The sequence below is a fragment of the Pseudomonas anuradhapurensis genome (genome assembly GCF_014269225.2).
GTDB classification, from domain to species: domain Bacteria; phylum Pseudomonadota; class Gammaproteobacteria; order Pseudomonadales; family Pseudomonadaceae; genus Aquipseudomonas; species Aquipseudomonas anuradhapurensis.
The window spans coordinates 3,439,868-3,462,509 of record NZ_CP077097.1 but is presented as its reverse complement, the minus strand read 5'-3'; the positions used below and the strand labels follow the sequence as shown (position 1 = coordinate 3,462,509).

The window sequence follows — 22,642 nt, the reverse complement described above, 5'->3', positions numbered from 1 at the left end:
AAAATTTCGGCGATTCTAGAAACCGCTCCGGGCCGGGTCAACCGTTGAGCCTCGCTTGCGATATATCTTGGGGTTATCAGAAGCCGTCCTTCCAAGACCTCAAGGCAGCAAAAACAGCGACATGCGAGGGGTTTGATTGTCCCTTCCATTCGTCTGCTTTTTGTTTAACTAATGTTTCAGAGGTGCGCAGGAAGGGGTTGGTCAGGCGTTCCAGGCCGATCGTTGATGGCAAGCTGATGCGATTGTCGGCGCGCAAGCGGGCAACGTCAGCGAACCGTTGCTGAACATGCTGGTTGCCCGGTTCCACCGCCTGGGCGAAGCGCAGGTTGCTCAGGGTGTATTCGTGGGCGCAGTACACTTCGGTGGACGCGGGGAGCGCCGCCAGCCGAGCCAGGGCCGGCTGCATCTGTTCGGCGGTACCCTCGAACATGCGTCCGCAACCGGCGGCGAACAGGGTGTCGCCACTGAACAGCACGGGCGTTGCCGGCTGGTCGCTGAAGTAGGCGATATGGCCGAGGGTGTGGCCGGGCACTGCCAGTACCTGGAAGGTCACATCCAGCACGGCCACCTGGTCGCCGTCGTCCAGCGCCAGGTCACGGCAGGGAATGCGTTCCCGGGCCGGGCCGCACACCCGCGCCCCGGTCAGTTGCTTGAGCCGTTCCACGCCGCCGACGTGGTCATTGTGATGGTGGGTGACGAGGATGTCGCTCAGCACCCAGCCCGGGTGCGCCGACAGCCAGCCTTCCACTGGGCCGGCATCTCCCGGATCGACCACCGCGCAGCGGCGTTTGGCAGTATCCTGTAACAACCAGATGTAGTTGTCGGAGAAAGCGGGGAGAGCATCGATCTGTATCATGGTGCGGATCCGATTCGCCTAGCGTGGCACATGAGGGCATCTTAGCCGCGATGGCGCGGTGCGAGAACCTTCGAGGGAGAGCGCAATGACCGACCAAGCCTTTGCCCAGGCCGACCCGGACTGGGTCAAGCTGATCAGCCTGGCCCGTGAGTGGTTCAACGGCCCACTCGGCCAGCTGATGCTCAAGGAGGAGGAAAAACTGCTGGAAGAAGAGCTCGGGCGCTTCTTCGGCGGTTACCTTGTCCACTATGGGCCATGCGCCGAGCCGCCACCCAGCGCCCCGCAGGTGCAGCGCAACGTGCGCCTGGGCGCGCCGCTGCCAGGGGTGGAGATCGTCTGTGAAGAACAGGCCTGGCCGCTGAGCGAGCACGCCGCCGACGTGGTGGTGCTGCAGCATGGCCTGGATTTCAGCCTGTCGCCTCATGGCTTGCTGCGCGAGGCGGCCAGCGCGGTGCGCCCTGGCGGGCACCTGCTGATCGTCGGCATCAACCCGTGGAGCAGTTGGGGCGTGCGCCACCTGTTCAGCCATGGCGCCTTGCGCAAAGCCCGCTGCATCTCGCCTTCGCGGGTGGGGGACTGGCTCAACCTGCTGGGCTTCGCGCTGGAGAAACGCCGCTTCGGGTGCTATCGTCCGCCGCTTGCCTCTGCCGCCTGGCAGCAGCGCCTGGCGGGCTGGGAACGCCTGGCTGGGGGCTGGCAGGGTTCCGGTGGCGGCGTCTACCTGCTGGTGGCGCGCAAGATGGTGGTAGGCCTGCGGCCGCTGCGCCCTGAACGTCGCGAACCGATGGGCAAGCTGCTGCCGCTGCCGCTGGCCAAGGTCAACCGCACAGCGGTCAATCCGGACACTGAAAAGCACTGAACATGAGTAGTACATGAGCGAAAGCGTCGAGATGTTTACCGATGGTGCCTGCAAGGGCAACCCTGGCCCGGGCGGCTGGGGAGTCCTTATGATCTACAAGGGCGTCGAAAAGGAACTGTGGGGCGGCGAACGCGAAACCACCAACAACCGCATGGAACTGATGGCGGCGATCCAGGGGCTGATGGCGCTCAAGCGCGAATGCGAGGTGGTGCTGACCACTGACTCACAGTACGTGATGAAGGGCATCAATGAATGGATGGCCAACTGGAAGAAGCGCGGCTGGAAGACCGCGAGCAAGGAGCCGGTGAAGAACGCCGACCTGTGGCAGCTGTTGGATCAGCAGGTCAACCGCCACAAGGTGTCCTGGAAATGGGTACGCGGGCATATCGGCCACCCCGGCAACGAACGCGCCGACCAGCTGGCCAACCGCGGGGTCGATGAGGTGCGCGCGCAGCGCTGAGCTGGGGTACAATCGCCGCCTTTGTAACTGATGCAAGTTGGAGCGCCCTGCGTGGAGCAGCAGCAAGATAAGCGGTTTGTCATTCTCGATACCGAAACCACGGGTATGCCGGTCAGCGAAGGCCACCGGATCATCGAGATCGGCTGTGTCGAGGTGATCGGTCGGCGCCTGACCGGGCGGCATTTCCACGTCTACCTGCAGCCGGACCGCGAGAGTGACGAGGGCGCCATCAACGTCCACGGCATCACCGATGCCTTCCTGGTCGGCAAGCCACGCTTCGCCGATGTCGCCGAGGAATTCTTCGAATTCATCCAGGGCGCCACGCTGGTCATCCACAACGCGGCGTTCGACGTTGGCTTCATCAACAACGAGTTCGCCCTGCTGGGCCAGCACGAGCGCGCGGACATTTCGCAGCACTGCACCGTGCTGGACACCCTGCTGCTGGCACGCGCGCGCCACCCAGGGCAGCGCAACAGCCTCGATGCCCTGTGCAAACGCTACGACATCGACAACTCGGGCCGTGAACTGCACGGCGCACTGCTCGACTCGGAACTGCTGGCTGACGTCTACCTGGCGATGACCGGTGGCCAGACCAGCCTGTCGCTGGCGGGCCACGGCGCTGACGCCGACGGTGACGGGCAGGCGGCTGGCGGCAGCGAGATCCGCCGGATTGTCGGGCGTACGCCCGGGCCGGTGATCATGGCCACTGCCGAGGAGCTGGAAGCGCATGCCGAGCGCCTGGCAGCGATTGCCAAGTCGGCCGGTGGGCCCTCAATGTGGCAGGCTTTGACCGAGACAACTGCCGGCTGAATTTTCGCCTTGGGTTGTGTGGTGTCGGTGAGATCGAGCGCCGCCCGCGCGGCGCTCGATTTACGCGCCACCTCAACCTCAAGACAGGCACGTCAACTACCCTGAAATGGACGCCATGTCCTTCGGAGGTAGCCACCTGATGTACAAGGACCTCAAGTTCCCCATCCTCATCGTCCATCGTGCCATCAAGGCCGACAGCGTCGCTGGCGAGCGTGTGCGTGGTATCGCCGAGGAGCTGAGCCAGGACGGCTTTACCGTCATCAAGGCTGCCGACCACGCTGAAGCGCGCCTGGTGGTCACCACCCACCACGGCCTGGCCTGCATGCTGATCGCCGCCGAAGGCGTCGCCGAAAATACCCACCTGCTGCAGAACATGGCCGAGCTGATCCGCCTGGCTCGCCTGCGGGCGCCCAACCTGCCGATCTTCGCCCTCGGCGAACAGGTCACCCTGGAAAACGCCCCCGCCGAAGCCATGAGCGAGCTCAACCAGCTGCGCGGCATTCTCTACCTGTTCGAAGACACCGTGCCGTTTCTCGCGCGCCAAGTGGCGCGTGCGGCGCACAGCTACCTCGATGGCCTGCTGCCGCCGTTCTTCAAGGCCCTGGTGCAGCACACCGCGCAATCCAACTATTCCTGGCACACGCCGGGCCACGGCGGTGGCGTGGCCTACCGTAAAAGCCCGGTGGGCCAGGCCTTCCACCAGTTCTTCGGGGAAAACACCCTGCGCTCGGACCTGTCGGTTTCGGTGCCCGAACTGGGCTCGCTGCTCGACCACACCGGCCCCCTGGCCGCAGCCGAGGCCAGGGCGGCGCGCAACTTCGGTGCCGACCACACGTTCTTCGTGATCAATGGCACCTCCACCGCCAACAAGATCGTCTGGCACGCCATGGTTGGCCGTGACGATCTGGTGCTGGTGGATCGCAACTGCCACAAGTCGGTGGTGCATGCGATCATCATGACTGGCGCAATCCCGCTGTACCTGTGCCCCGAGCGCAACGAACTGGGCATCATCGGGCCGATCCCGCTCAGTGAGTTCAGCCCGGCGTCGATCCAGGCGAAGATACAGGCCAACCCGCTCGCGCGCGACCGCGGGCAGCGCATCAAGCTGGCGGTGGTGACCAACTCCACCTACGACGGCCTGTGCTATCACGCCGGGCTGATCAAGCAGACCCTGGGCGCCAGTGTCGAGGTGCTGCACTTCGACGAGGCCTGGTTCGCCTACGCGGCGTTCCACGGCTTCTTCACCGGGCGCTATGCCATGGGCACGGCCTGCGGCGCAGACAGCCCGCTGGTGTTCAGCACCCATTCCACCCACAAGCTGCTGGCCGCGTTCAGCCAGGCCTCGATGATTCACGTGCAGGACGGCGCCAGGCGCCAGCTGGACCGTGACCGCTTCAACGAAGCGTTCATGATGCACATTTCCACCTCGCCGCAGTACAGCATCCTTGCCTCGCTGGATGTCGCCTCGAGCATGATGGAGGGCCCGGCCGGGCATTCGCTGTTGCAGGAGATGTTCGACGAGGCCCTGAGCTTTCGCCGCGCCCTGGCCAACCTGCGCGAGCACATTGCCGCAGACGACTGGTGGTTCAGCATCTGGCAGCCGCCGGGCGCCGAAGGCATCCACCACCTGGCCGCGCAGGACTGGCTACTGCAGCCGGGCGCGGAGTGGCATGGGTTTGCCGAAGTGACCGATGACTATGTGCTGCTCGACCCGCTGAAAGTGACGCTGGTAATGCCTGGCCTGAGTGCTGGCGGTGCGCTGGGCGAACATGGCATCCCGGCGGCGGTGGTCAGCAAGTTTCTCTGGGAGCGCGGGCTGGTGGTGGAAAAAACCGGCTTGTACAGCTTCCTGGTGCTGTTCTCCATGGGCATTACCAAGGGCAAGTGGAGCACATTGCTCACCGAGTTGCTGGAGTTCAAACGCCACTATGACGGCAATACACCACTAAACGACTGCCTGCCCAGCGTAATGGCTGCCGATGCGTCCCGCTACCAGGGCATGGGCTTGCGCGAGCTGTGCGACCAGTTGCATGGCTGCTACCGCGCCAATGCCACGGCCAAGCAACTGAAGCGGCTGTTCACCCGCTTGCCGGAAGTGGCCGTGAGCCCGGCCAGGGCCTATGACCTGATGGTGCGCGGCGAGGTGGAGGCGGTACCGATCGAGGCGCTGTCGGGGCGGGTGGCGGCGGTGATGCTGGTGCCCTACCCGCCGGGCATTCCCTTGATCATGCCAGGGGAACGGTTCACCGAAGCGACCCGCTCGATACTCGACTACCTGGCCTTTGCCCGGGCGTTCAACCAGGGCTTCCCCGGCTTTGTCGCCGACGTGCACGGCCTGCAGAACGACAGTGGCTGCTACACGGTGGACTGCATCAAGGAATGCGAATGATCTCGACGCCGCTGCGGGCCAGTTCGAAGCGGTTTTCACCCAGGTGGTTGACCTTGTCACCGATGGCCAGGCGGTAGGTGGTGATGGGCGCGCCCAGCGTGCTGCCGTCCACTTGCAGGGTCGACTCCTGGAACTCGTGCACGGGGTAGATACGGCCTTCGGCGTCACGGGCGTGGAATTGGCCGACCATTACTGCTGCCATTTGGGTGAAAACCTCTGAATTGCGTAGGGAATGTCTGAACGGATAGACCGTGGAACCGCGTTGGAAGTTTTCGTCCTGCGGAAAAAAAACCAAAGTGGCGAACGACGGTCATCTATAACTACAACGTCCCTTTACCCAGCAAAGGTTGGAATTGCCATGACCCAGGTGTATTCGGTAGCAGTCGTCGTCGGTAGCTTGCGCAAGGACTCCTACAACCGCAAGGTTGCCCGCGCGCTCTCGGAGCTGGCGCCGTCCAGCCTGGCGCTGAAGATCGTCGAGATCGGTGACTTGCCGTTGTACAACGAGGATGTCGAGGCCGATGCGACACCGCCATCGTGGAAGCGTTTTCGCGATGAGATCCGCCGCAGCGATGCGGTGCTGTTCGTCACCCCGGAATACAACCGTTCGGTGCCGGGGTGCCTGAAGAACGCCATCGATGTCGGTTCGCGGCCCTACGGGCAAAGTGCCTGGAGTGGCAAGCCGACGGCTGTGGTCAGTGTGTCGCCGGGGGCCATTGGTGGCTTTGGCGCCAACCATGCCGTGCGCCAGTCGCTGGTTTTCCTGGACATGCCTTGTATGCAGATGCCCGAGGCCTACATTGGTGGGGCGGCGAGCCTGTTCGATGATGCCGGCAAGCTCAACGACAAGACTCGGCCATTCCTGCAGGGTTTCATCGACAAGTTTGCTTCGTGGGTGAAATTGAACAGGGCGGTTTGACCTGCCTTCAGCCATCAGCGCTGAGCGCACGACCGCTGTAGGAGCGGCCTTGCGTCGCGAACGGGCTGCGCAGCAGCCCCACAATTTCAGCATCGTAACGTGAATTGCCGGGGCTGCTGCGCAGCCCTTTCGCGACGCAAGGCCGCTCCTACAACGGCGGTTCAGCGGAAGCTGTAGGAAACCCCGGCATATACTGCAAACCCTTCGCCCGGTGTCGAGCGGGCAACGTCCTTGCCTGCATCGTTGTAGCCGGGTGTGACCGTTGCCGCATAGCGCTGGTTGGTCAGGTTGCGCAGGTCTAGCCAGGTCTGCCAGTCCTGTTTCGGTGAATTCCAGCCAAGGCGCGTGCCGAGCAAGGCATAGGCGTCGGCGTGGAAGCTGTTGGCGTAGTCCACCTGCACCTTCGACGCCATTTGCGTATTCACCCCCGCGTAGAAGCCACTTGGCCAGTCATAGCGCAGCTCGGCCTGGTAGTAGTGCATCGGGATGCCGGGCAGGCGGTTGTCGCCGAACTGGTCGTCGTCGCGGTAGTGGAAGTCACTGAACGTGTAGGCCTGGCGCAAGCTGAGCCTGCCAGTCCCGGCGCGTTCCCACAGCGTGCTGTCGAGGCCGGCTTCCAGCCCCTGGTGCACGGTGGCGCTGGCGTTGAATTCCTTGGCCGGGGCGCCTTGCATGATTTCCACGGCGAGCAGTTCATGGCGGACCTGCGCGTAGTACCAGACCAAGTCCCAATGGCCTATTGCCGCATCGCCGCGCGCACCCAGTTCCAGGGTGGTGGCGGTCTGGTTCTGCATTTCGATCGGCTGGTAGGCGGTTGGCGCACTCCAGATCAGCGACCAGGGATGTGGCGGTTCGACCGAGCGGCTCAGGTTGCCGTACACCTGCAAGTCCGGGCGGATGTCATAGCGCAGCCCCAGGCGAGGTGCATAGTCCCAGTCATGCATGCTCACCTTGCCGCCCTCGGCAGGGTAGGTGACCGCGCTTTCGCGGCGGGTGTAGATCATCGCCAGGCCGCTGGTCAGCCACAGGTCCGGGACCAGCTCCAGGTCGTTGCCGAAATGCACCACGGTGTCCGAACCCTGGTAGGTGAAGTCTCGGCTGCGTGCACCGAACATATCGCCAGTGCGCGCGAACTGCGAAGCGCCACTGTTGGGCAGGTGCTTGGTGGTGCGCCAGCCGACGGTGGTCTTGCTGTCATGGCCGAACAGCGTGTCGCGGCGGAAGTAGTTCAGGGTGCCGCTGACATCGGTGTAGGCCACCTTCAGGCGCATCGGGCCTTCGCGCAGGTCCATCGGGTAGTCATGGTAGACCAGGCCGGCTTCCAGGCGTGCATCGTCGTCGAGGTAGAAGGTGGTCTTGTTGCCCAGCCAGGTGCTGCCCGGCTGGGGGCGGCTGTCATCGCGGGCCAGGTAGTTCGGGTTGGCAGCGCGCGGGTGATGCTTGATCTGCTCCTTGGTCAGGCGCCCGGGCAGTTGGTTCTCGGTTTCCCGGTAGCGCAGGTAGAAGCGGGTTTCCAGGTCAGGGTTGAAACGGTAGCCAAAGTTGGCGGCAACGCCCTTCGCACTGCCGCTGCTGTGCGCCTGGTAGCCGTCATATTCGGAATCGGTCAAGGCCAGGTAATAGTCGAGATTGCCCACTACCTGGCCCGAGCTGACCTGGCGGTGCTGGTAGCCACGGCTGCCGACTTCGTAGCGCACCTGCAGCGGCGCGGCGTCGTAGCCGCTGTGGGTGATGTAGTTGAGCGCTCCGCCCAGGGCCAGCGCGCCGTGGTCGAAGCCATTGGCGCCGCGCAGCACTTCGGCACGGCTCAGCCACAGCGGCTCGAACAGTTCGTAGGGGGTACCGCCCGGGCCGGTCAGGGGCAGGCCGTCGAACATCGTGTACACCCCGGAGCCATGGGCCCCTGGGGCGCGGTTGATGCCCGAGCCGCGGATCGACAACTTGATGCCATCGTTGCCCGCCGACTGGGCGAATACCCCCGGCTGGTAGGCCAGCACGTCCTGGTTGCTGGCGAGCCGGCCCTGTCCGGCACGCTGCATGTCCACCAGGTTACTGGCCCCTGGCACCTCGCGCAGGCGTTCGCTGGCTGCGCTCAGGTCATTCTGCTCTTCGTCGGTGATCAGCACCTGGTCCAGTTCGACCGAGGAGGCTGCAGCAGGCTGGTTGGCAGCCAAGGCAGCCAGCAGGCCGAGGCAGGACGATAGGGGCAAAACGCAACGCATGGTACGACTCCAGGTGACAGGGCAAATGACAACGGCGTTGAGACGAGCGAAATTGCCCTTGAAGCACGAAGAAATCCGGCTAATTTGCCGCAGGTTTCACCAGGTGGTTTTGTACGAAAGTTCGCTACAAGCCGCAGTGGTGGAGCCGCACGGCAGGCGCTTCGTAAGGTGGCCGCAGACCGGCAGCGATGCCTCTGTCAATCACCTGCGGAGTTCAAACATGAATGACCACGCACGACATTCGCAGCACCCCCTGGCGGACGCCCCGGTTCGCCTGACGCCACGTGAACAGCAAGTCCTGTTGTGGTGCGCCTACGGCAAGAGTTCCTGGGAAATCGGCCAGATCCTGGCGTGCAAGGAATCGACGGTGAACTTTCACGTGTCGAACATCCTGCGCAAGTTCGATGTGCCCACACGGGTGGCAGCAGTGATCAAGGCCATTCGCTACGGCATGTTGGCCGAGCAGTGAGGGGCGAACATGGGCAGTGATCCTCTGTTTCCACGTTTTGCCGACAGCCATGACCCGTTCTGGCCTCGCATAGACCTCAGCAGCCTGCGCGAGCGGCTGCTGCTGCAGCCGTCGGTCAGCGAAACCGCACTGGCAGTGGCCGCCCGTTGCGCGGTCATCGACGCGGCACGCGAGTTCGCCCATTGGCGAGCGGTGCTGCGCAGGCGAGGTTACAAGCGCCTCGAGGATGTCGCCAGGCATGACCATGGGCGCGCATTGCGGGTGTGCTACTTGCGCTTTATCGAGGCTGCGGTCCGCCACAACCTGGGATCGACGGCGTGCTTGCCCACTGCACGTGGAGGGCGCAACCATGCCTGAAACCGAACTGTTCGACACGCCGTGCGCCGCGCTCGTGGCGTTGCTGGAAGTGGATGGCGATGTGCTGTTCGCTGCGCTGCTCGGTGCACTGCTGGTGAGCGCGGCGCGTGACCGGTTGATCACCAATACCGCCAGGCGCCTGAAACTGGGCCAGAAGCTGCTGCTGGTATTCGTCACCGTCGGGGTAGGCCACTTGTTCGAGCCGCTGGTGTCGTCACTGACGCCCTTGTTGACACGCGGCATGGCGGCATTCGTGGCTGCGGTGGTGGTGATCCCGATCAGCCTCAAGGTCATGGTCTGGCTGGATACACTAGACCCGCGCGAGCTCATCCAGCGCTGGCGGAACCGGGGCTAGCCGGTGGCGGATCCGGCCAGCGCATTCAATTGCTGTTCCAGTTGCTGGATGCGTTGCTTGTCCTTGATCAGCAGCAGGATGGCCTGGCGATCAGCCGGCGCTAGCGTGCGTAGCCGCGTGAGCACGTCTTGCTCCCAGTCGGCGTCATCCAGGGCTGTGGTGACGGGGGCGGCTTCGCCCAGCAGCAGCCAGTCCAGCGAGCAACCATGTTGCCGGGCCAGGTCTACGCACAGCGAATAGGGAATGCTGTCGCGCACCTTCCAGCTGCTCAGGGTCTGCGGGCTGATCGACAGCTTGCGCGAGAGCTCGGCATCGGTCTTGGCGCCGGTCAGAAGCTTGAGGCGGGTGAGCACTGCAGCAAGTACATGAGTACTCATAACAGATATCCATGACTGGTTTAAAGATATTCCATGGGCTTAAACTACTCGTTATGAATACAGCCCTGCATTTTAAGGAGCATTTCTGCAATGAGAAACATTGAACTGAAGAATAATCTCAACTTTGCAGCCAATACTGACACAGCTGAACGATTATTCTTAGAGAGCCTGGCGGTGAATCATGCTTGCAGGTACTTGCCGTGAGTACCTACAAGCTGGTTTGCCCGCATTGCCACAGCCGGATGCGCATACGCACCAGCGAAGGGCGCCATATTTTCCTGCGCATTGCCTATTTGCAATGCACAACCGAGGCGTGTGGCTGGTCAGTGCGTGCCGAATTCGAAATGACCCACGAACTCTCACCCAGCGGCATGCCCAACCCGGAAGTTTACCTGCCTTCGGCCAATGGTGAGTTGCGCAGGGCGGCGTTGCCGACGGTAACTCAGGGAGCTGCTGATGAATGAGCTGCCACTGGACCCGATGGAACGACCTGCAGCGAAAACAAGGCAGATAAAAAAACACCCCGCATGAGCGGGGTGTCTTGTTTTGCCGGGGCGATCAGCCGATCAGTTGCAGGCCCGCCTGCTGGACCATTTCCAGCAGTGGTTGCGGGTACACGCCAAGCACGAAGGCGAGAATGGCGATGGCCAGCAGCATCACGCCGCCAGTGCGCTGTTCCCACTTCAGCGGGGCGTCGTGGCGACGCAGGTTCGGCTCGACCAGGTACAGGGTGACCATGACGCGCAGGTAGTAGTAGACGCCGATCGCGCTACCGATCACCAGCGCACCGACCAGCCACCACAGGTGCGACTCGACGCCAGTGGCGATGATGTAGAACTTGCCGATGAAGCCGGCGGTCAGCGGGATACCGGCCAGCGACAGCATCATCACGGTCAGCACCGCGGTCAGGTACGGGCGGCGCCAGAACAGGCCGCGGTACTCGTACAGCGCATCGGCGTCACGGCCGCCGTATGGCGACGACATCAGGGTGATGACACCGAACGCGCCAAGGCTGGTGATCACGTAGGTGACCAGGTACACGCCCATGGCTTCCAGGGCCAGGCCCTTGCTGGCAACCAGGGCGATGACCAGGTAGCCGAAGTGGGCGATGGACGAGTAACCGAGCAGGCGCTTGAGGTTGCTCTGGGTCAGTGCCAGCAGGTTACCGATCAGGATCGAGGCCACGGCAATCACCGCCAGCACGGTGCTCAGCACGCCGCTGCTGGCAGCAGGGGAGAGCATGAACAGGCGTACCACCACGGCGAACACCGCCACCTTGCTGGCGGTGGCCAGGAACGCGGCGACCGGCGCCGGGGCGCCTTCGTAGACGTCCGGGGTCCACAGGTGGAACGGTACCAGCGACAGCTTGAAGGCCAGGCCGACCAGCATCATCGCCAGGCCCAGCTGGGCCAGCAGGCTTGGCATGCTGGTGGCGGCCAGGGCCTTGCCGATCTGGTCGAAGCTCAGGCTGCCGGCGTCGGCGTACAGCAGGGCCATGCCGAACAGCAGGAACGCCGAGCCGGCAGCCGACAGCACCATGTACTTGATGCCGGCCTCGAGCGAGCGCTTGTTGAAGAAGGCATATGCCACCAGGCCGTAGACCGGTACCGACAGCAGCTCCAGGCCGATGAACAGGCCGGCCAGGTGGTTGGCGCTGACCAGCACCAGGCCGCCGAGGGCCGACATCAGCAGCAGCAGGTAGAGTTCTTCACGGTTGCCCGGGAAGCCCTTGGAGCCTTCGCCGAGGTAGGCGTGGGCGAGGGTGACGCAAGCCAGCGTCGCCACCAGCATGATCGCCATGTACAGGCAGGCGAACTTGTCGATGGTCACCAGCGAGGTGACCGCCAGCGGCGCGACCTTCAGCGCCGGCAGGATCGACAGCAGGGCCAGGTTGAGGCCCACGGTGGACAGCAGGAAGGTCTGCGAGTGGTTGCGCTTCCAGGCGATCGCCAGCATCACCACCACCGTGGTGATGGTGGTGATCAGCATCGGCGCCAATGCGATGAAGTGTTGAGTGGTGAATTCCATAGCGCTCTTACCGGGCCGAAGCGAGTTGAGTGAAAGCGGAACCGAGCCACTGCTGCACACCACTCATGGTGGCGGCAGAGGTGTCGAGGAACGGCTGCGGATACACGCCCAGCAGGATCAGCAGTACTGCCAGACCCAGGACCATGATCAGCTCGCGACCGTCCATGCCGGCCAGCACGTTGTCGGCCTTGGCCGGGCCGAAGTAGGCGCGGTGGATCATGATCAGCGAGTACACCGAACCGAACACCAGGCCAGTGGTGGCGATCACGGTGATCCACGGCACGCTGGCGAAGCTGCCGATCAGGATCAGGAATTCGCCGACGAAGTTGCCGGTGCCGGGCAGGCCCAGGGAGGCGGCGGCGAAGAACAGGCTGATGGCCGGCAGGTAGGCGATGCGGTGCCACAGGCCGCCCATTTCGCGCATGTCACGGGTGTGCAGGCGCTCGTACAGCTGGCCGGCCAGGATGAACAGCGCGGCAGCCGACAGGCCGTGGGCCAACATCTGGATCACCGCGCCTTGCAGGGCCTGCTGGCTGCCGGAGTAGATACCGATCAGCACGAAGCCCATGTGCGAGACGCTGGAGAAGGCCACCAGGCGCTTGATGTCGGTTTGCGCGAAGGCCAGGAAGGCACCGTAGAAGATACCGATCAGGCCCAGGGTCATGGCGATTGGCGCGAACTCGGCCGAGGCATTCGGGAACAGCGGCAGGGCGAAGCGCAGCAGGCCGTAGGCCGCGGTCTTCAGCAAGATACCAGCGAGGTCCACCGAACCTGCGGTCGGCGCCTGGGCGTGGGCGTCAGGCAGCCAGGAGTGGAACGGCACCACCGGCAGTTTCACCGCGAAGGCGATGAAGAAGCCCAGCATCAGCAGGTACTCGGTACCGGCTGGCAGTTCGGCTTTCAGCAGGTCGCTGTAGTTGAAGGTGATCACCCCGGTGTTGGTGTAGTTGACCAGCACCAGGCCAAGGATCGCCACCAGCATGATCAGGCCGCTGGCCTGGGTGAAGATGAAGAACTTGGTCGCCGCGTAGATCCGGGTCTTCTTGCCGTCTGCCGAGCTGTGACCCCAGAGCGCGATGAGGAAGTACATCGGCACCAGCATCATTTCCCAGAAGAAGAAGAACAGGAACAGGTCCAGGGCCAGGAACACACCGACCACGCCGCCGAGGATCCACATCAGGTTGAGGTGGAAGAAGCCGACGTGGCGCTGGATTTCCTTCCAGGAGCACAGTACCGACAGCACACCGAGCAGGCCGGTGAGCAGGATCATCAGCAGCGACAGGCCGTCGAGGGCCAGGTGGATGCTGATGCCGAAGCGCTGGATCCACTGGACTTTGTATTCCAGGGCCCAGGCCGGCTCGGCGCCCGGAGCGGGGGCGAGGGTGTAGTCGCCGTTAGCCCACAGCCACAGGCCGATGCCGAGCAGCAGGGACATGGTCAGCAGCGCGATCCAGCGCGGCAGAGTGGCGCCGAAGCGCTCACCCAGCCAGCACAGGAAGCCGCCGATGAAGGGGATCAGGATCAGCCAAGGCAAAATCATGACGGGTTGGTTTCCTTTGGCAAAGTCGCAAGATTCATAGTCATACCGCAGCCACTACCACGGCACCGAGCACCAGCACGGCACCCACGGCGATAGAGGCGGTGTACCAGCGCAGCTGGCCAGTCTCGGTCTTGCTCATGGCGACGTGGCCGCCACGCGCCATCCGAGGAATCAGGCCGATGGTGCGGTCAACCGGGTCCTTGCGCAGGATATGGCTGATCAGCAGGTACGGTTTGACAAAGAGCTTGTCGTAGATCCAGTCGAAGCCCCAGGCAGCGAACCACCAGGCCGACAGGACACGGCCGATGCCACTGTTGGCCACGGCGCTGACGAAGCGGCGCTTGCCCAGGAACAGCAGGGCCGACAGCAGGATACCGGCGATGGCGATGGCACCCGAGGTGATCTCCAGCGCGTGCTTGGCTTCGCCACCGGCGTGGCCGGCGCTTTCCGGCAGCACGCCTGCCAGCGGCGGGGTGATCCAGGCGCCGACGAAGGTCGACAGCACGATCAGCACGCCCAGCGGCAGCCAGTGGCTGATGCCGTGGCCGGCGTGGGCTTCGGTCTTGGCTTCGCCGTGGAAGGCGATGAAGATCAGGCGGAAGGTGTACAGCGAGGTCATGAACGCGCCGACCAGGCCGGCATACAGCAGGCCGGTGTTGCCGCTGGCGAAGGCTTCCCAGAGGATCTCGTCCTTGGAGTAGAAGCCCACGGTCACGATCGGCAGGGCGGCCAGGGCAGCACCACCGACCACGAAGCTGGCGTAGGCCAGCGGCAGTTTCTTCCACAGGCCGCCCATCTTGAAGATGTCCTGCTCGTGGTGGCAGGCAACGATCACCGCACCGGAAGCCAGGAACAGCAGGGCCTTGAAGAAGGCGTGGGTCATCAGGTGGAAGATCGCCGCGTCCCAGGCACCCACGCCCAGGGCCAGGAACATATAGCCGATCTGGCTCATGGTCGAGTAGGCGAGGATACGCTTGATGTCGGTCTGCACCAGCGCGGCGAAGCCGGCCAGTACCAGGGTCACGCCACCGACCACGCCGACCAGGTGCAGGATGTCCGGGGCCAGCAGGAACAGGCCGTTGGTACGGGCGATCAGGTACACGCCCGCGGTCACCATGGTTGCCGCGTGGATCAGTGCCGAGACCGGAGTGGGGCCGGCCATCGCGTCGGCCAGCCAGGTCTGCAGTGGCAGCTGCGCCGATTTACCGACCGCACCACCCAGCAGCATCAGCGTGGCCAGGACCATCCAGGTGTCGCCAGCCTGGAACTTCTGCGGAGCCAGCACCAGCAGCTGCTGCACGTTCAGGGTACCCAGCTGGGCGAACAGGATGAACAGGCCGATGGCCATGAACACGTCGCCGATGCGGGTGACGATGAAGGCCTTGAGTGCCGCGTTACCGTTGTTGCGGTTGCTGTAGTAGAAACCGATCAACAGGTACGAGCACAGGCCCACGCCTTCCCAGCCGAAGTAGATGAACAGCAGGTTATCGCCCAGCACCAGGAACAGCATGCTGGCGATGAACAGGTTGGTGTACGCGAAGAAGCGCGAGTAACCGGCTTCGCCACGCATGTACCAGGAGGCGAACAGGTGGATCAGGAAGCCGACACCGGTGACCACGCCGAGCATGGTCACCGACAGGCCGTCCAGGTACAGGGTGAAGTTCGGCGCGAAGCCGTCCACCGACATCCACTGCCACAGCAGCTGGCTGTACGCGCCGCCTTCCGGCGGGGCAACGTTGAATTGCCAGATGACGTAGGCAGCCACGGCGGCCGACAGGCCCACCGAGCCGACGCCGATCAGGGCCGACAGGTTCTCCGAGAAGCGCCCGCGCGAGAACGACAGCAGCAGGAAGCCAAGGAGGGGGAAGACGAAAGTCAGGAAGAGAAGGTTCATCCGCGCATCTCACTGGCAGCATCGATGTCGAGAGTGTGGAAGCGGCGATACAGCTGCAGCAGGATGGCCAGGCCGATACTGGCCTCGGCGGCCGCCAGGCTGATCACCAGAATGAACATCACCTGGCCGTCGGGCTGGACCCAACGGGCACCGGCGACGATGAACGCCAGGGCAGAGGCGTTCATCATGACTTCCAGGCTCATGAGCACGAAGAGGATGTTGCGGCGGACCATCAGGCCAACCAGACCTAAGCAGAACAGGATGCCGGCGACCGCCAGACCATGCTCGAGAGGGATAGCACCCATGATTTACTCCTTCGCCTCGTTGCGGCCCAGGTGGAAGGCGGTGACGGCTGCAGCCAGCAGCAGCATCGAAGCCAGTTCGACCACCAGCAGGTACGGGCCGAACAGGCTGATGCCCACGGCTTTCGGGCCCACGGTGGTACCGCTGATGGCGGCGCCGCTCGGGGCGACGAACAGCACGTACAGCAGCTCCAGCAGCAGCAGGGCGGCGAGGATCACCGGCCCGGCCCAGATGCCGGGCTTGAGCCAGCCGCGTTCCTGGGCGACCGAAGCCGGCCCGAGGTTGAGCATCATCACCACGAACACGAACAGCACCATGATGGCGCCGGCGTAGGCGATCACTTCCAGGGCGCCGGCGAACGGCGCACCCAGGGCGAAGAAGATCATGGCCACGGAAATCAGCGAAATGATCAGGTAAAGCAAGGCGTGCACGGGGTTGGTACCGGTCACCACCCGAAGGGTGGAGAGCACGGCGATCCCGGATGCGAAGTAGAAAGCGAATTCCATCTTTCTGTCCTTATGGGAGCAAGCTCTTCACGTTGATCGGCTCGGCTTCGTTCTGCGCAGCGCCTTTCGGCTTGCCAGCGATCGCCATACCCGCAACACGGTAGAAGTTGTAGTCAGGGTTCTTGCCGGGGCCGGAGATCAGCAGATCTTCTTTCTCGTACACCAGGTCCTGACGCTTGAACTCGGCCATTTCGAAATCCGGAGTCAGCTGGATCGCGGTGGTCGGGCACGCTTCTTCACACAGGCCGCAGAAGATGCAGCGCGAGAAGTTGATGCGGAAGAACTCCGGGTACCAGCGGCCGTCCTCGGTCTCGGCCTTCTGCAGCGAGATGCAGCCGACCGGGCAGGCCACCGCGCAGAGGTTGCACGCCACGCAGCGCTCCTCGCCATCGGGGTCGCGGGTGAGGACGATGCGGCCGCGGTAGCGCGGCGGCAGGTACACGGGTTCTTCGGGGTACTGCAGGGTATCGCGCTTGCGGAACCCGTGGGAGAACACCATGGCCAGGCTGCGCAGCTGGGTGCCGGTGCCCTTAACGATGTCGCCGATATACTTGAACATGGGTCAAATCCTCACTGGGCCGCGACGGCTGGCGCGTTGTAGAGCACGAGCGCAGCGGTCACCAGCAAATTGATCAGGGTCAGCGGCAGGCAGAACTTCCAGCTGAAGTCCATCACCTGGTCATAGCGTGGGCGCGGGATCGAGGCGCGCAGCAGGATGAACAGCATGATGAAGAACGCGGTCTTCAGCGCGAACCACAGGAACGACAGCTGCGGCAGGATGCCGAACGGGCCGTGCCAGCCGCCGAAGAACAGGGTCACCAGCAGCGCCGAGATGAGGATGATGCCGATGTACTCACCGACGAAGAACATGCCCCATTTCATGCCGGCATACTCGATGTGGTAGCCGTCGGCCAGTTCCTGTTCCGCTTCCGGCTGGTCGAACGGGTGACGGTGGGTCACGGCGACGCCAGCGATGAAGAAGGTGCAGAAGCCGAAGAACTGCGGAATGATGAACCACAGGTTCTGTGCCTGGTAGTCGACGATGTCGCGCATGTTGAACGAGCCCACCTGCACCACCACGCCCATCAGCGCCAGGCCCAGGAACACTTCGTACGACACGGTCTGGGCCGAGGCGCGCAAGCTGCCCAGCAGGGCGTACTTGTTGTTCGACGACCAGCCGGCGAACAGCACCGCGTACACCGACAGGCCGGCCATGGCGAAGAAGAACAGCAGGCCGATGTTGAGGTCGGCGACGCCCCAGGTCGGGGTGATCGGGATGACCACGAAGGCGATCAGCAGGGCGCTCATGGCCACCACCGGTGCCAGGGTGAAGATCACGCGGTCGACGAAGGGTGGGTTCCAGTCTTCCTTGAAGAACATCTTCAGCATGTCGGCAGCGATCTGGAACATGCCGAACGGGCCGACGCGGTTCGGACCGTAACGGTCCTGCCACCAGCCCAGCAGGCGCCGCTCGACGAAGCTGAGCAGCGCACCGCAGACCACCACCGCCAGCAGGACCACGATGGCCCGCAGCACGGAGAGGATCACATCGATCACTTCGGGGGTGAACCAGCTCATTGTGCTGCCTCCTGCAGACCTTCGACGGATGCACCGAAGATGGCCGGCGGAATGCCGGCCAGGCCTTTCGGCAATGCGACCAGGCCAGCGCCCAGCTGTTCATTGATGCGCAGCGGCAGGCGCAGGGCCACACCGCCGACCGTCAGGCTCAGCAGGGCGCCGTCGTTGACACCCAGGCGGTCGGCTTCGGACTTGGCCAGGGCCACGTAGGCAGCCGGGATGCGCTCTTGCACCGGGGCGGCGCGCGAGGAGCTTTCTTCGCTGCCGAACAGGTGGAAGAACGGCACCGCAGTCCAGCTACCACGGGCCGGGTTGAAGGCCCCCGGAATGCGGGTGAACCAGTTCAGGCGGTCGCCTTGCGATTCGATCAGGCGCACGCCCGGGTCACCGGCGCGCAGGTGGCCACCGACCTCGTCCTGGAACTTGTTCCAGGCCTGCGGCGAGTTCCAGCCCGGCGACCAGGCGAACGGCACCTGCTGACGCGGTTCGGCGGAGCCCGAGTAGCCTTCCATGGAGAAGGCGAACGCGGTGTCCTTGTCCTGCGGGGTACGCGGCTCGTGCACGCTGATGTTGGCGCGCATGGCGGTACGGCCGGAATAGCGCAGCGGTTCGCGGGCCAGCTTCAGGCCCTTGATGCGGAACGCGGCAGACGGCGCGGCGTTGACGATGCCGGCCAGTTGCGGGGCGGCTTCGGCGCAGGCGCTGGTGACGTGGTCCAGCTGGGTCCAGTCGACCGGCTTGTTCAGCAGGGTGGCACGCAGGGCGTGCATCCAGCGCCAGCCTTCGTGAACCAGGATGCTGCTGTCCAGGTACTGCGGGTCGAACACCTGGAAGAAGCGCTGGGCACGGCCTTCCTGGCTGACCAGGGTACCGTCGCCTTCGGCGAACGAGGCGGCCGGCAGCACCAGGTGCGCGCGGTCGACGGTCGCGGTTTTCGAGTGGTCGGCAACGATCACCACCTTGGCCGCGGCCAGGGCTGCGTCGACCTTGGCGGCCGGTACGCGGGCGTACAGGTCGTTTTCCAGCACCACGATGGCGTCGGCCTTGCCGCTGATGACGGCATCCAGAGCAGCGTCGACGGACTCGCCACCGAGCATGGCCATGCCCAGGCTGTTGGCTTCAGGCACCACCAGGCTCAGCGAACCGTTCTTCTCACGCAGCTTCAGGGCCTTGGCGATGTTGGCCGCGGCTTCGATCAGCGCCGGGTCGGCCAGCGAGGTACCGGCGACCACCAGAGGGCGCTGGGCAGCGACCAGGGCATCGGCGATGCGCTGGGCCAGTGCTTGCGCTTCGGCGTCCAGGCCAGCCACGGCAGGCGCGCTCGGGTCGATGGCGTGGGCCACGGCGAAACCGATGCGGGCCAGGTCGGCCGGGGCGGCGTGCACGCATTCTTCGGCGACGTCGTCCAGCTTGGTTTCCGCCAGCGAAGCGATGAACAGCGGGTACAGCGCGTGCTGGCCGATGTTCTTCACCGCCGCGTCGAGCCACGGCTGCACCTTCATCGCTTCGGCCATGGCCTCGGCCTTGCCCTTGGTGGCCTGGCGCACGGCCAGGGCGACGCGGGCAGCGGTCTGGGTCAGGTCTTCGCCGAGCACGAACACGGCGTCGTGGTCTTCGATGTCGCGCAGGGTCGGCACTGGCAGCGGGCTGTTGTTCAGCACGTCGAGGGCCAGGCGGACGCGGGCCAGCTCGCCGGCTTCCATACCCGAGTAGAAGTACTCGGCGCCGACCAGCTCACGCAGGCCGTAGTTGCTTTCCAGGCTGGCGCGCGGCGAGCCGATACCGACGATGGTACGCCCGCGCAGCAGGTCGGCGGCCTTGTCCAGGGCAGCGTCCAGGCTCAGCTTGGTGCCGTCGGCCAGTTGTGGCTGGCGTGGGCGATCCTTGCGGTTGACGTAGCCGTAGCCGAAGCGGCCACGGTCGCACAGGAAGTACTGGTTGACCGAACCGTTGAAGCGGTTTTCCACCCGGCGCAGTTCGCCGTAGCGCTCGCCCGGGCTGATGTTGCAGCCGCTGGAGCAACCGTGGCAGATGCTCGGGGCGAACTGCATGTCCCACTTGCGGTTGTAGCGCTCGGAGTGGGTCTTGTCGGTGAACACGCCGGTCGGGCAGACCTCGGTCAGGTTGCCGGAGAATTCGCTTTCCAGCACGCCGTCTTCGACGCGGCCGAAGTACACGTTGTCGTGGGCGCCGTATACGCCCAGGTCGGTACCACCGGCATAGTCCTTGTAGTAGCGCACGCAGCGGTAGCAGGCGATGCAGCGGTTCATCTCATGGGCGATGAACGGGCCGAGGTCCTGGTTCTGGTGGGTACGCTTGGTGAAACGGTAGCGGCGCTCGTTGTGGCCGGTCATTACCGTCATGTCCTGCAGGTGGCAGTGACCGCCTTCCTCGCACACCGGGCAGTCGTGCGGGTGGTTGGTCATCAGCCATTCGACGACGCTGGCGCGGAACGCCTTGGACTCTTCATCGTCGATGGAGATCCAGGTGCCGTCGGAGGCAGGGGTCATGCAGGACATGACGATACGACCACGGGTGTCGTTCTCGTCGGTGTACTGCTTGACCGCGCATTGCCGGCAGGCGCCAACGCTACCGAGCGCCGGGTGCCAGCAGAAATAAGGGATGTCGAGGCCGAGCGACAGACAGGCCTGTAACAGGTTGTCTGCACCGTTGACTTCGAGCGCTTTGCCGTCTACGTGGATAGTGGCCATTGTTCAAAGTTCTTCGTTGGCCCGCGTGAGCGGGCGTGGCTAATGGAAATCGGTGAGCTTGCGACACGCCACGAATGAATCGGGCCTGTCGGCAAGCTGGCGAGTGGCACGGACCACTCGCCTAATCATCTTGTTATGCGCCGACCACGATCGGCCCGGCCTGGATTGGCTTGGCCAGGTCCGGGCGCAGGGTGTCGCCAGCGGATGCTGGAGCGACCCCGGCCTCGAACTCGGAGCGGAAGTATTTGATGGCACTGCCCAACGGCTCGACGGCACCCGGTGCGTGAGCACAGAAGGTGCGGCCTGGGCCGAGGAAGTTGACCAGGCCCAGCAGCGTCTCGATGTCTTCGGCGCGGCCCTGGCCTTTTTCCAGTGCGCGCAGCATCTTCACGCTCCACGGCAGGCCGTCACGGCAAGGCGTGCACCAGCCGCACGACTCGCGGGCGAAGAACTCTTCCATGTTGCGCAGCAGCGAAACCATGTTGATGCTGTCGTCCACCGCCATTGCCAGGCCGGTACCCATGCGGGTGCCGACCTTGGCGATGCCACCGGCGTACATCTGCGCGTCGAGGTGCTCGGGCAGCAGGAAGCCGGTACCGGCGCCGCCTGGCTGCCAGCACTTGAGCTTGAAGCCGTCGCGCATGCCGCCGGCGTAGTCTTCGAACAGCTCGCGGGCGGTGACGCCGAACGGCAGTTCCCACAGGCCCGGGTTCTTCACCTTGCCGGAGAAGCCCATCAGCTTGGTGCCGTGGTCTTCGCTGCCTTCGCGGGCCAGCGACTTGTACCAGTCGTTGCCGTTGGCGACGATGGCCGGCACGTTGCACAGGGTTTCGACGTTGTTGACGCAGGTCGGCTTGCCCCACACGCCCACGGCGGCAGGGAAGGGCGGCTTCGAGCGCGGGTTGGCGCGGCGGCCTTCCAGCGAGTTGATCAGCGCGGTTTCTTCACCGCAGATGTAGCGGCCGGCACCGGTGTGCACGAACAGCTCGAAATCGAAGCCGCTGCCGAGGATGTTCTTGCCCAGCAGGCCGGCGGCCTTGGCTTCCTCGATGGCGCGGTTGAGGTTTTTCGCTGCGGTGGTGTATTCGCCACGCAGGAAGATGTAGCCACGGTAGGCCTTCAGGGCGCGGGCGCTGATCAGCATGCCCTCGACCAGCAGATGGGGCTGTTGCTCCATCAGCATGCGGTCCTTCCAGGTGTTCGGCTCCATTTCGTCCGCGTTGCACAGCAGGTAGCGGATGTTCATGGATTCGTCTTTGGGCATCAGGCCCCACTTCACGCCAGTGGGGAAGCCTGCGCCACCGCGGCCCTTGAGGCCGGAGTCCTTGACGCTTTGCACGATGTCGTCGGCCGACATCTGCGCCAGCGCCTTGCGGGCAGCAGCGTAGCCGTTCTTCGATTCGTACTCGGCAAGCCATACCGGCTCGCCGTCGTCACGCAGGCGCCAGGTCAGCGGGTGGGTTTCGGCCGTGCGCGCGATGCGGTTGGCCGGGCCGAAGGAAGTAATGGTCATACGTAACCCTCCAGCAGTTTGGAAACGCCAGCCGGCTGCACGTCACCGAAGGTGTCGTCATCGATCATCAGCGCCGGGGCCTTGTCGCAGTTGCCCAGGCAGCACACCGGCAGCAGGGTGAAGCGACCGTCGGCGGTGGTCTGGCCGAGGCCGATGCCCAGCTCGCTCTGGATCTGGCTGACCACCGACTCATGGCCGCCGATGTAGCAGACCATGCTGTCGCACACGCGGATGATGTGGCGGCCGACCGGCTGACGGAAGATCTGGCTGTAGAAGGTGGCCACACCCTCGACGTCGCTGGCCGGGATGCCCAGTACTTCGCCGATGGCGTGGATGGCACCGTCCGGTACCCAGCCACGTTCCTTCTGGACGATCTTCAGGGCTTCGATGGACGCCGCGCGCGGGTCCTCGTAGTGATGCATTTCGTGCTCGATGGCCGAGCGCTCGGTTTCGCTCAGGGCGAAACGGTCTGTCTGGATAAGCGTGCTGTTCATGC

At 64.2% G+C, this 22,642-nt stretch carries 23 protein-coding genes; 9 read left to right on the top strand and 14 right to left on the bottom strand.

Annotation, left to right across the window (positions count from 1 at the left end; genetic code table 11):
• Nucleotides 1-76: 76 nt before the first annotated feature.
• On the bottom strand, nucleotides 77-856 hold the full coding sequence (gloB, locus tag HU763_RS16035) for a hydroxyacylglutathione hydrolase (RefSeq protein WP_186686782.1): 780 nt from the start codon (nucleotides 854-856) through the stop codon (nucleotides 77-79).
• Between the two features lie 85 nt (nucleotides 857-941).
• Between gloB and HU763_RS16030 the strand changes: the two genes are divergently transcribed.
• The 4 genes from HU763_RS16030 (at nucleotide 942) to HU763_RS16015 (ending at nucleotide 5,374) form a co-directional block, all read left to right on the top strand.
• Nucleotides 942-1,715 carry a class I SAM-dependent methyltransferase gene (locus HU763_RS16030; RefSeq protein WP_186686785.1) on the top strand — a complete coding sequence of 258 codons (774 nt, stop codon included), beginning with the start codon at nucleotides 942-944 and terminating at the stop codon, nucleotides 1,713-1,715.
• A gap of 13 nt (nucleotides 1,716-1,728) precedes the next feature.
• Nucleotides 1,729-2,175, top strand: a complete 447-nt coding sequence (rnhA, locus tag HU763_RS16025) for a ribonuclease HI (protein ID WP_186686789.1) — start codon at nucleotides 1,729-1,731, stop codon at nucleotides 2,173-2,175.
• A gap of 51 nt (nucleotides 2,176-2,226) precedes the next feature.
• Nucleotides 2,227-2,985 carry a DNA polymerase III subunit epsilon gene (dnaQ, locus tag HU763_RS16020; protein WP_186686792.1) on the top strand — a complete coding sequence of 253 codons (759 nt, stop codon included), beginning with the start codon at nucleotides 2,227-2,229 and terminating at the stop codon, nucleotides 2,983-2,985.
• A gap of 139 nt (nucleotides 2,986-3,124) precedes the next feature.
• Complete coding sequence (locus HU763_RS16015; protein WP_186687154.1) at nucleotides 3,125-5,374, top strand: Orn/Lys/Arg family decarboxylase; 2,250 nt, start codon at nucleotides 3,125-3,127, stop codon at nucleotides 5,372-5,374.
• Here the strand turns inward: HU763_RS16015 and HU763_RS16010 are convergent.
• Complete coding sequence (locus HU763_RS16010) at nucleotides 5,358-5,576, bottom strand: hypothetical protein (RefSeq protein WP_186674756.1); 219 nt, start codon at nucleotides 5,574-5,576, stop codon at nucleotides 5,358-5,360. The genes HU763_RS16015 and HU763_RS16010 overlap by 17 nt on opposite strands.
• Nucleotides 5,577-5,732: 156 nt before the next feature.
• On the opposite strand from HU763_RS16010, the gene HU763_RS16005 reads away from it, so the two are divergent.
• Complete coding sequence (locus HU763_RS16005) at nucleotides 5,733-6,293, top strand: NADPH-dependent FMN reductase (RefSeq protein WP_186686795.1); 561 nt, start codon at nucleotides 5,733-5,735, stop codon at nucleotides 6,291-6,293.
• A 161-nt stretch (nucleotides 6,294-6,454) separates the two neighbouring features.
• Here HU763_RS16005 and HU763_RS16000 read toward each other — a convergent pair whose 3' ends face one another.
• Nucleotides 6,455-8,515 (bottom strand): TonB-dependent receptor family protein, encoded by a 2,061-nt coding sequence (locus tag HU763_RS16000; protein ID WP_186686797.1) that lies wholly within the window; start codon nucleotides 8,513-8,515, stop codon nucleotides 6,455-6,457.
• A 220-nt stretch (nucleotides 8,516-8,735) separates the two neighbouring features.
• On the opposite strand from HU763_RS16000, the gene HU763_RS15995 reads away from it, so the two are divergent.
• Genes HU763_RS15995 through HU763_RS15985 form a run of 3 tightly spaced genes read left to right on the top strand, consistent with a single transcriptional unit; the run spans nucleotide 8,736 to nucleotide 9,696 of the window.
• Nucleotides 8,736-8,984: a helix-turn-helix domain-containing protein gene (locus HU763_RS15995; protein ID WP_186686799.1), complete on the top strand. Its 249-nt coding sequence runs from the start codon at nucleotides 8,736-8,738 to the stop codon at nucleotides 8,982-8,984.
• Between the two features lie 9 nt (nucleotides 8,985-8,993).
• Entirely contained in the window at nucleotides 8,994-9,341 is a 348-nt protein-coding gene (locus HU763_RS15990) for a head completion/stabilization protein (protein WP_186686801.1), read from the top strand.
• A complete protein-coding gene (locus HU763_RS15985) occupies nucleotides 9,334-9,696 on the top strand; it encodes a hypothetical protein (RefSeq protein ID WP_186686802.1) in 363 nt (120 codons plus the stop codon). Before HU763_RS15990 ends, HU763_RS15985 begins: the two co-directional genes overlap by 8 nt.
• On the opposite strand, the gene HU763_RS15980 is transcribed toward HU763_RS15985, so the two are convergent.
• A complete protein-coding gene (locus HU763_RS15980; protein WP_186686803.1) occupies nucleotides 9,693-10,073 on the bottom strand; it encodes a helix-turn-helix domain-containing protein in 381 nt (126 codons plus the stop codon). The genes HU763_RS15985 and HU763_RS15980 overlap by 4 nt on opposite strands.
• A 200-nt stretch (nucleotides 10,074-10,273) precedes the next feature.
• On the opposite strand from HU763_RS15980, the gene HU763_RS15975 reads away from it, so the two are divergent.
• Nucleotides 10,274-10,537: an Ogr/Delta-like zinc finger protein gene (locus HU763_RS15975; RefSeq protein ID WP_170030750.1), complete on the top strand. Its 264-nt coding sequence runs from the start codon at nucleotides 10,274-10,276 to the stop codon at nucleotides 10,535-10,537.
• A gap of 94 nt (nucleotides 10,538-10,631) precedes the next feature.
• Here HU763_RS15975 and nuoN read toward each other — a convergent pair whose 3' ends face one another.
• The 10 genes from nuoN to nuoE all read right to left on the bottom strand — a co-directional run bounded on the left by nuoN (nucleotide 10,632) and on the right by nuoE (nucleotide 22,640).
• Nucleotides 10,632-12,101, bottom strand: a complete 1,470-nt coding sequence (nuoN, locus tag HU763_RS15970; RefSeq protein ID WP_170030748.1) for an NADH-quinone oxidoreductase subunit NuoN — start codon at nucleotides 12,099-12,101, stop codon at nucleotides 10,632-10,634.
• A 7-nt stretch (nucleotides 12,102-12,108) separates the two neighbouring features.
• Nucleotides 12,109-13,641: an NADH-quinone oxidoreductase subunit M gene (nuoM, locus tag HU763_RS15965; protein WP_186686804.1), complete on the bottom strand. Its 1,533-nt coding sequence runs from the start codon at nucleotides 13,639-13,641 to the stop codon at nucleotides 12,109-12,111.
• Nucleotides 13,642-13,681: 40 nt separating this feature from the next.
• Nucleotides 13,682-15,535, bottom strand: coding sequence for an NADH-quinone oxidoreductase subunit L (nuoL, locus tag HU763_RS15960; protein ID WP_186686806.1), 1,854 nt, complete (start codon nucleotides 15,533-15,535; stop codon nucleotides 13,682-13,684).
• Nucleotides 15,532-15,840 carry an NADH-quinone oxidoreductase subunit NuoK gene (gene nuoK / locus HU763_RS15955; protein ID WP_008096201.1) on the bottom strand — a complete coding sequence of 103 codons (309 nt, stop codon included), beginning with the start codon at nucleotides 15,838-15,840 and terminating at the stop codon, nucleotides 15,532-15,534. The genes nuoL and nuoK overlap by 4 nt, the downstream gene beginning before the upstream one ends.
• Before the next feature lie 3 nt (nucleotides 15,841-15,843).
• Complete coding sequence (gene nuoJ, locus HU763_RS15950) at nucleotides 15,844-16,344, bottom strand: NADH-quinone oxidoreductase subunit J (protein ID WP_170030742.1); 501 nt, start codon at nucleotides 16,342-16,344, stop codon at nucleotides 15,844-15,846.
• Between the two features lie 10 nt (nucleotides 16,345-16,354).
• The gene (gene nuoI, locus HU763_RS15945; RefSeq protein ID WP_016488223.1) at nucleotides 16,355-16,903 is read right to left on the bottom strand and encodes an NADH-quinone oxidoreductase subunit NuoI; all 549 of its coding nucleotides are present in this window, start codon (nucleotides 16,901-16,903) and stop codon (nucleotides 16,355-16,357) included.
• A gap of 11 nt (nucleotides 16,904-16,914) precedes the next feature.
• Nucleotides 16,915-17,922, bottom strand: coding sequence for an NADH-quinone oxidoreductase subunit NuoH (gene nuoH / locus HU763_RS15940; protein ID WP_186674746.1), 1,008 nt, complete (start codon nucleotides 17,920-17,922; stop codon nucleotides 16,915-16,917).
• Nucleotides 17,919-20,633 carry an NADH-quinone oxidoreductase subunit NuoG gene (nuoG, locus tag HU763_RS15935; protein ID WP_186686808.1) on the bottom strand — a complete coding sequence of 905 codons (2,715 nt, stop codon included), beginning with the start codon at nucleotides 20,631-20,633 and terminating at the stop codon, nucleotides 17,919-17,921. The genes nuoH and nuoG overlap by 4 nt, the downstream gene beginning before the upstream one ends.
• A 133-nt stretch (nucleotides 20,634-20,766) precedes the next feature.
• A complete protein-coding gene (gene nuoF, locus HU763_RS15930) occupies nucleotides 20,767-22,146 on the bottom strand; it encodes an NADH-quinone oxidoreductase subunit NuoF (RefSeq protein ID WP_170030736.1) in 1,380 nt (459 codons plus the stop codon).
• A complete protein-coding gene (gene nuoE / locus HU763_RS15925; RefSeq protein WP_003251433.1) occupies nucleotides 22,143-22,640 on the bottom strand; it encodes an NADH-quinone oxidoreductase subunit NuoE in 498 nt (165 codons plus the stop codon). Before nuoE ends, nuoF begins: the two co-directional genes overlap by 4 nt.
• Nucleotides 22,641-22,642: the final 2 nt, after the last annotated feature.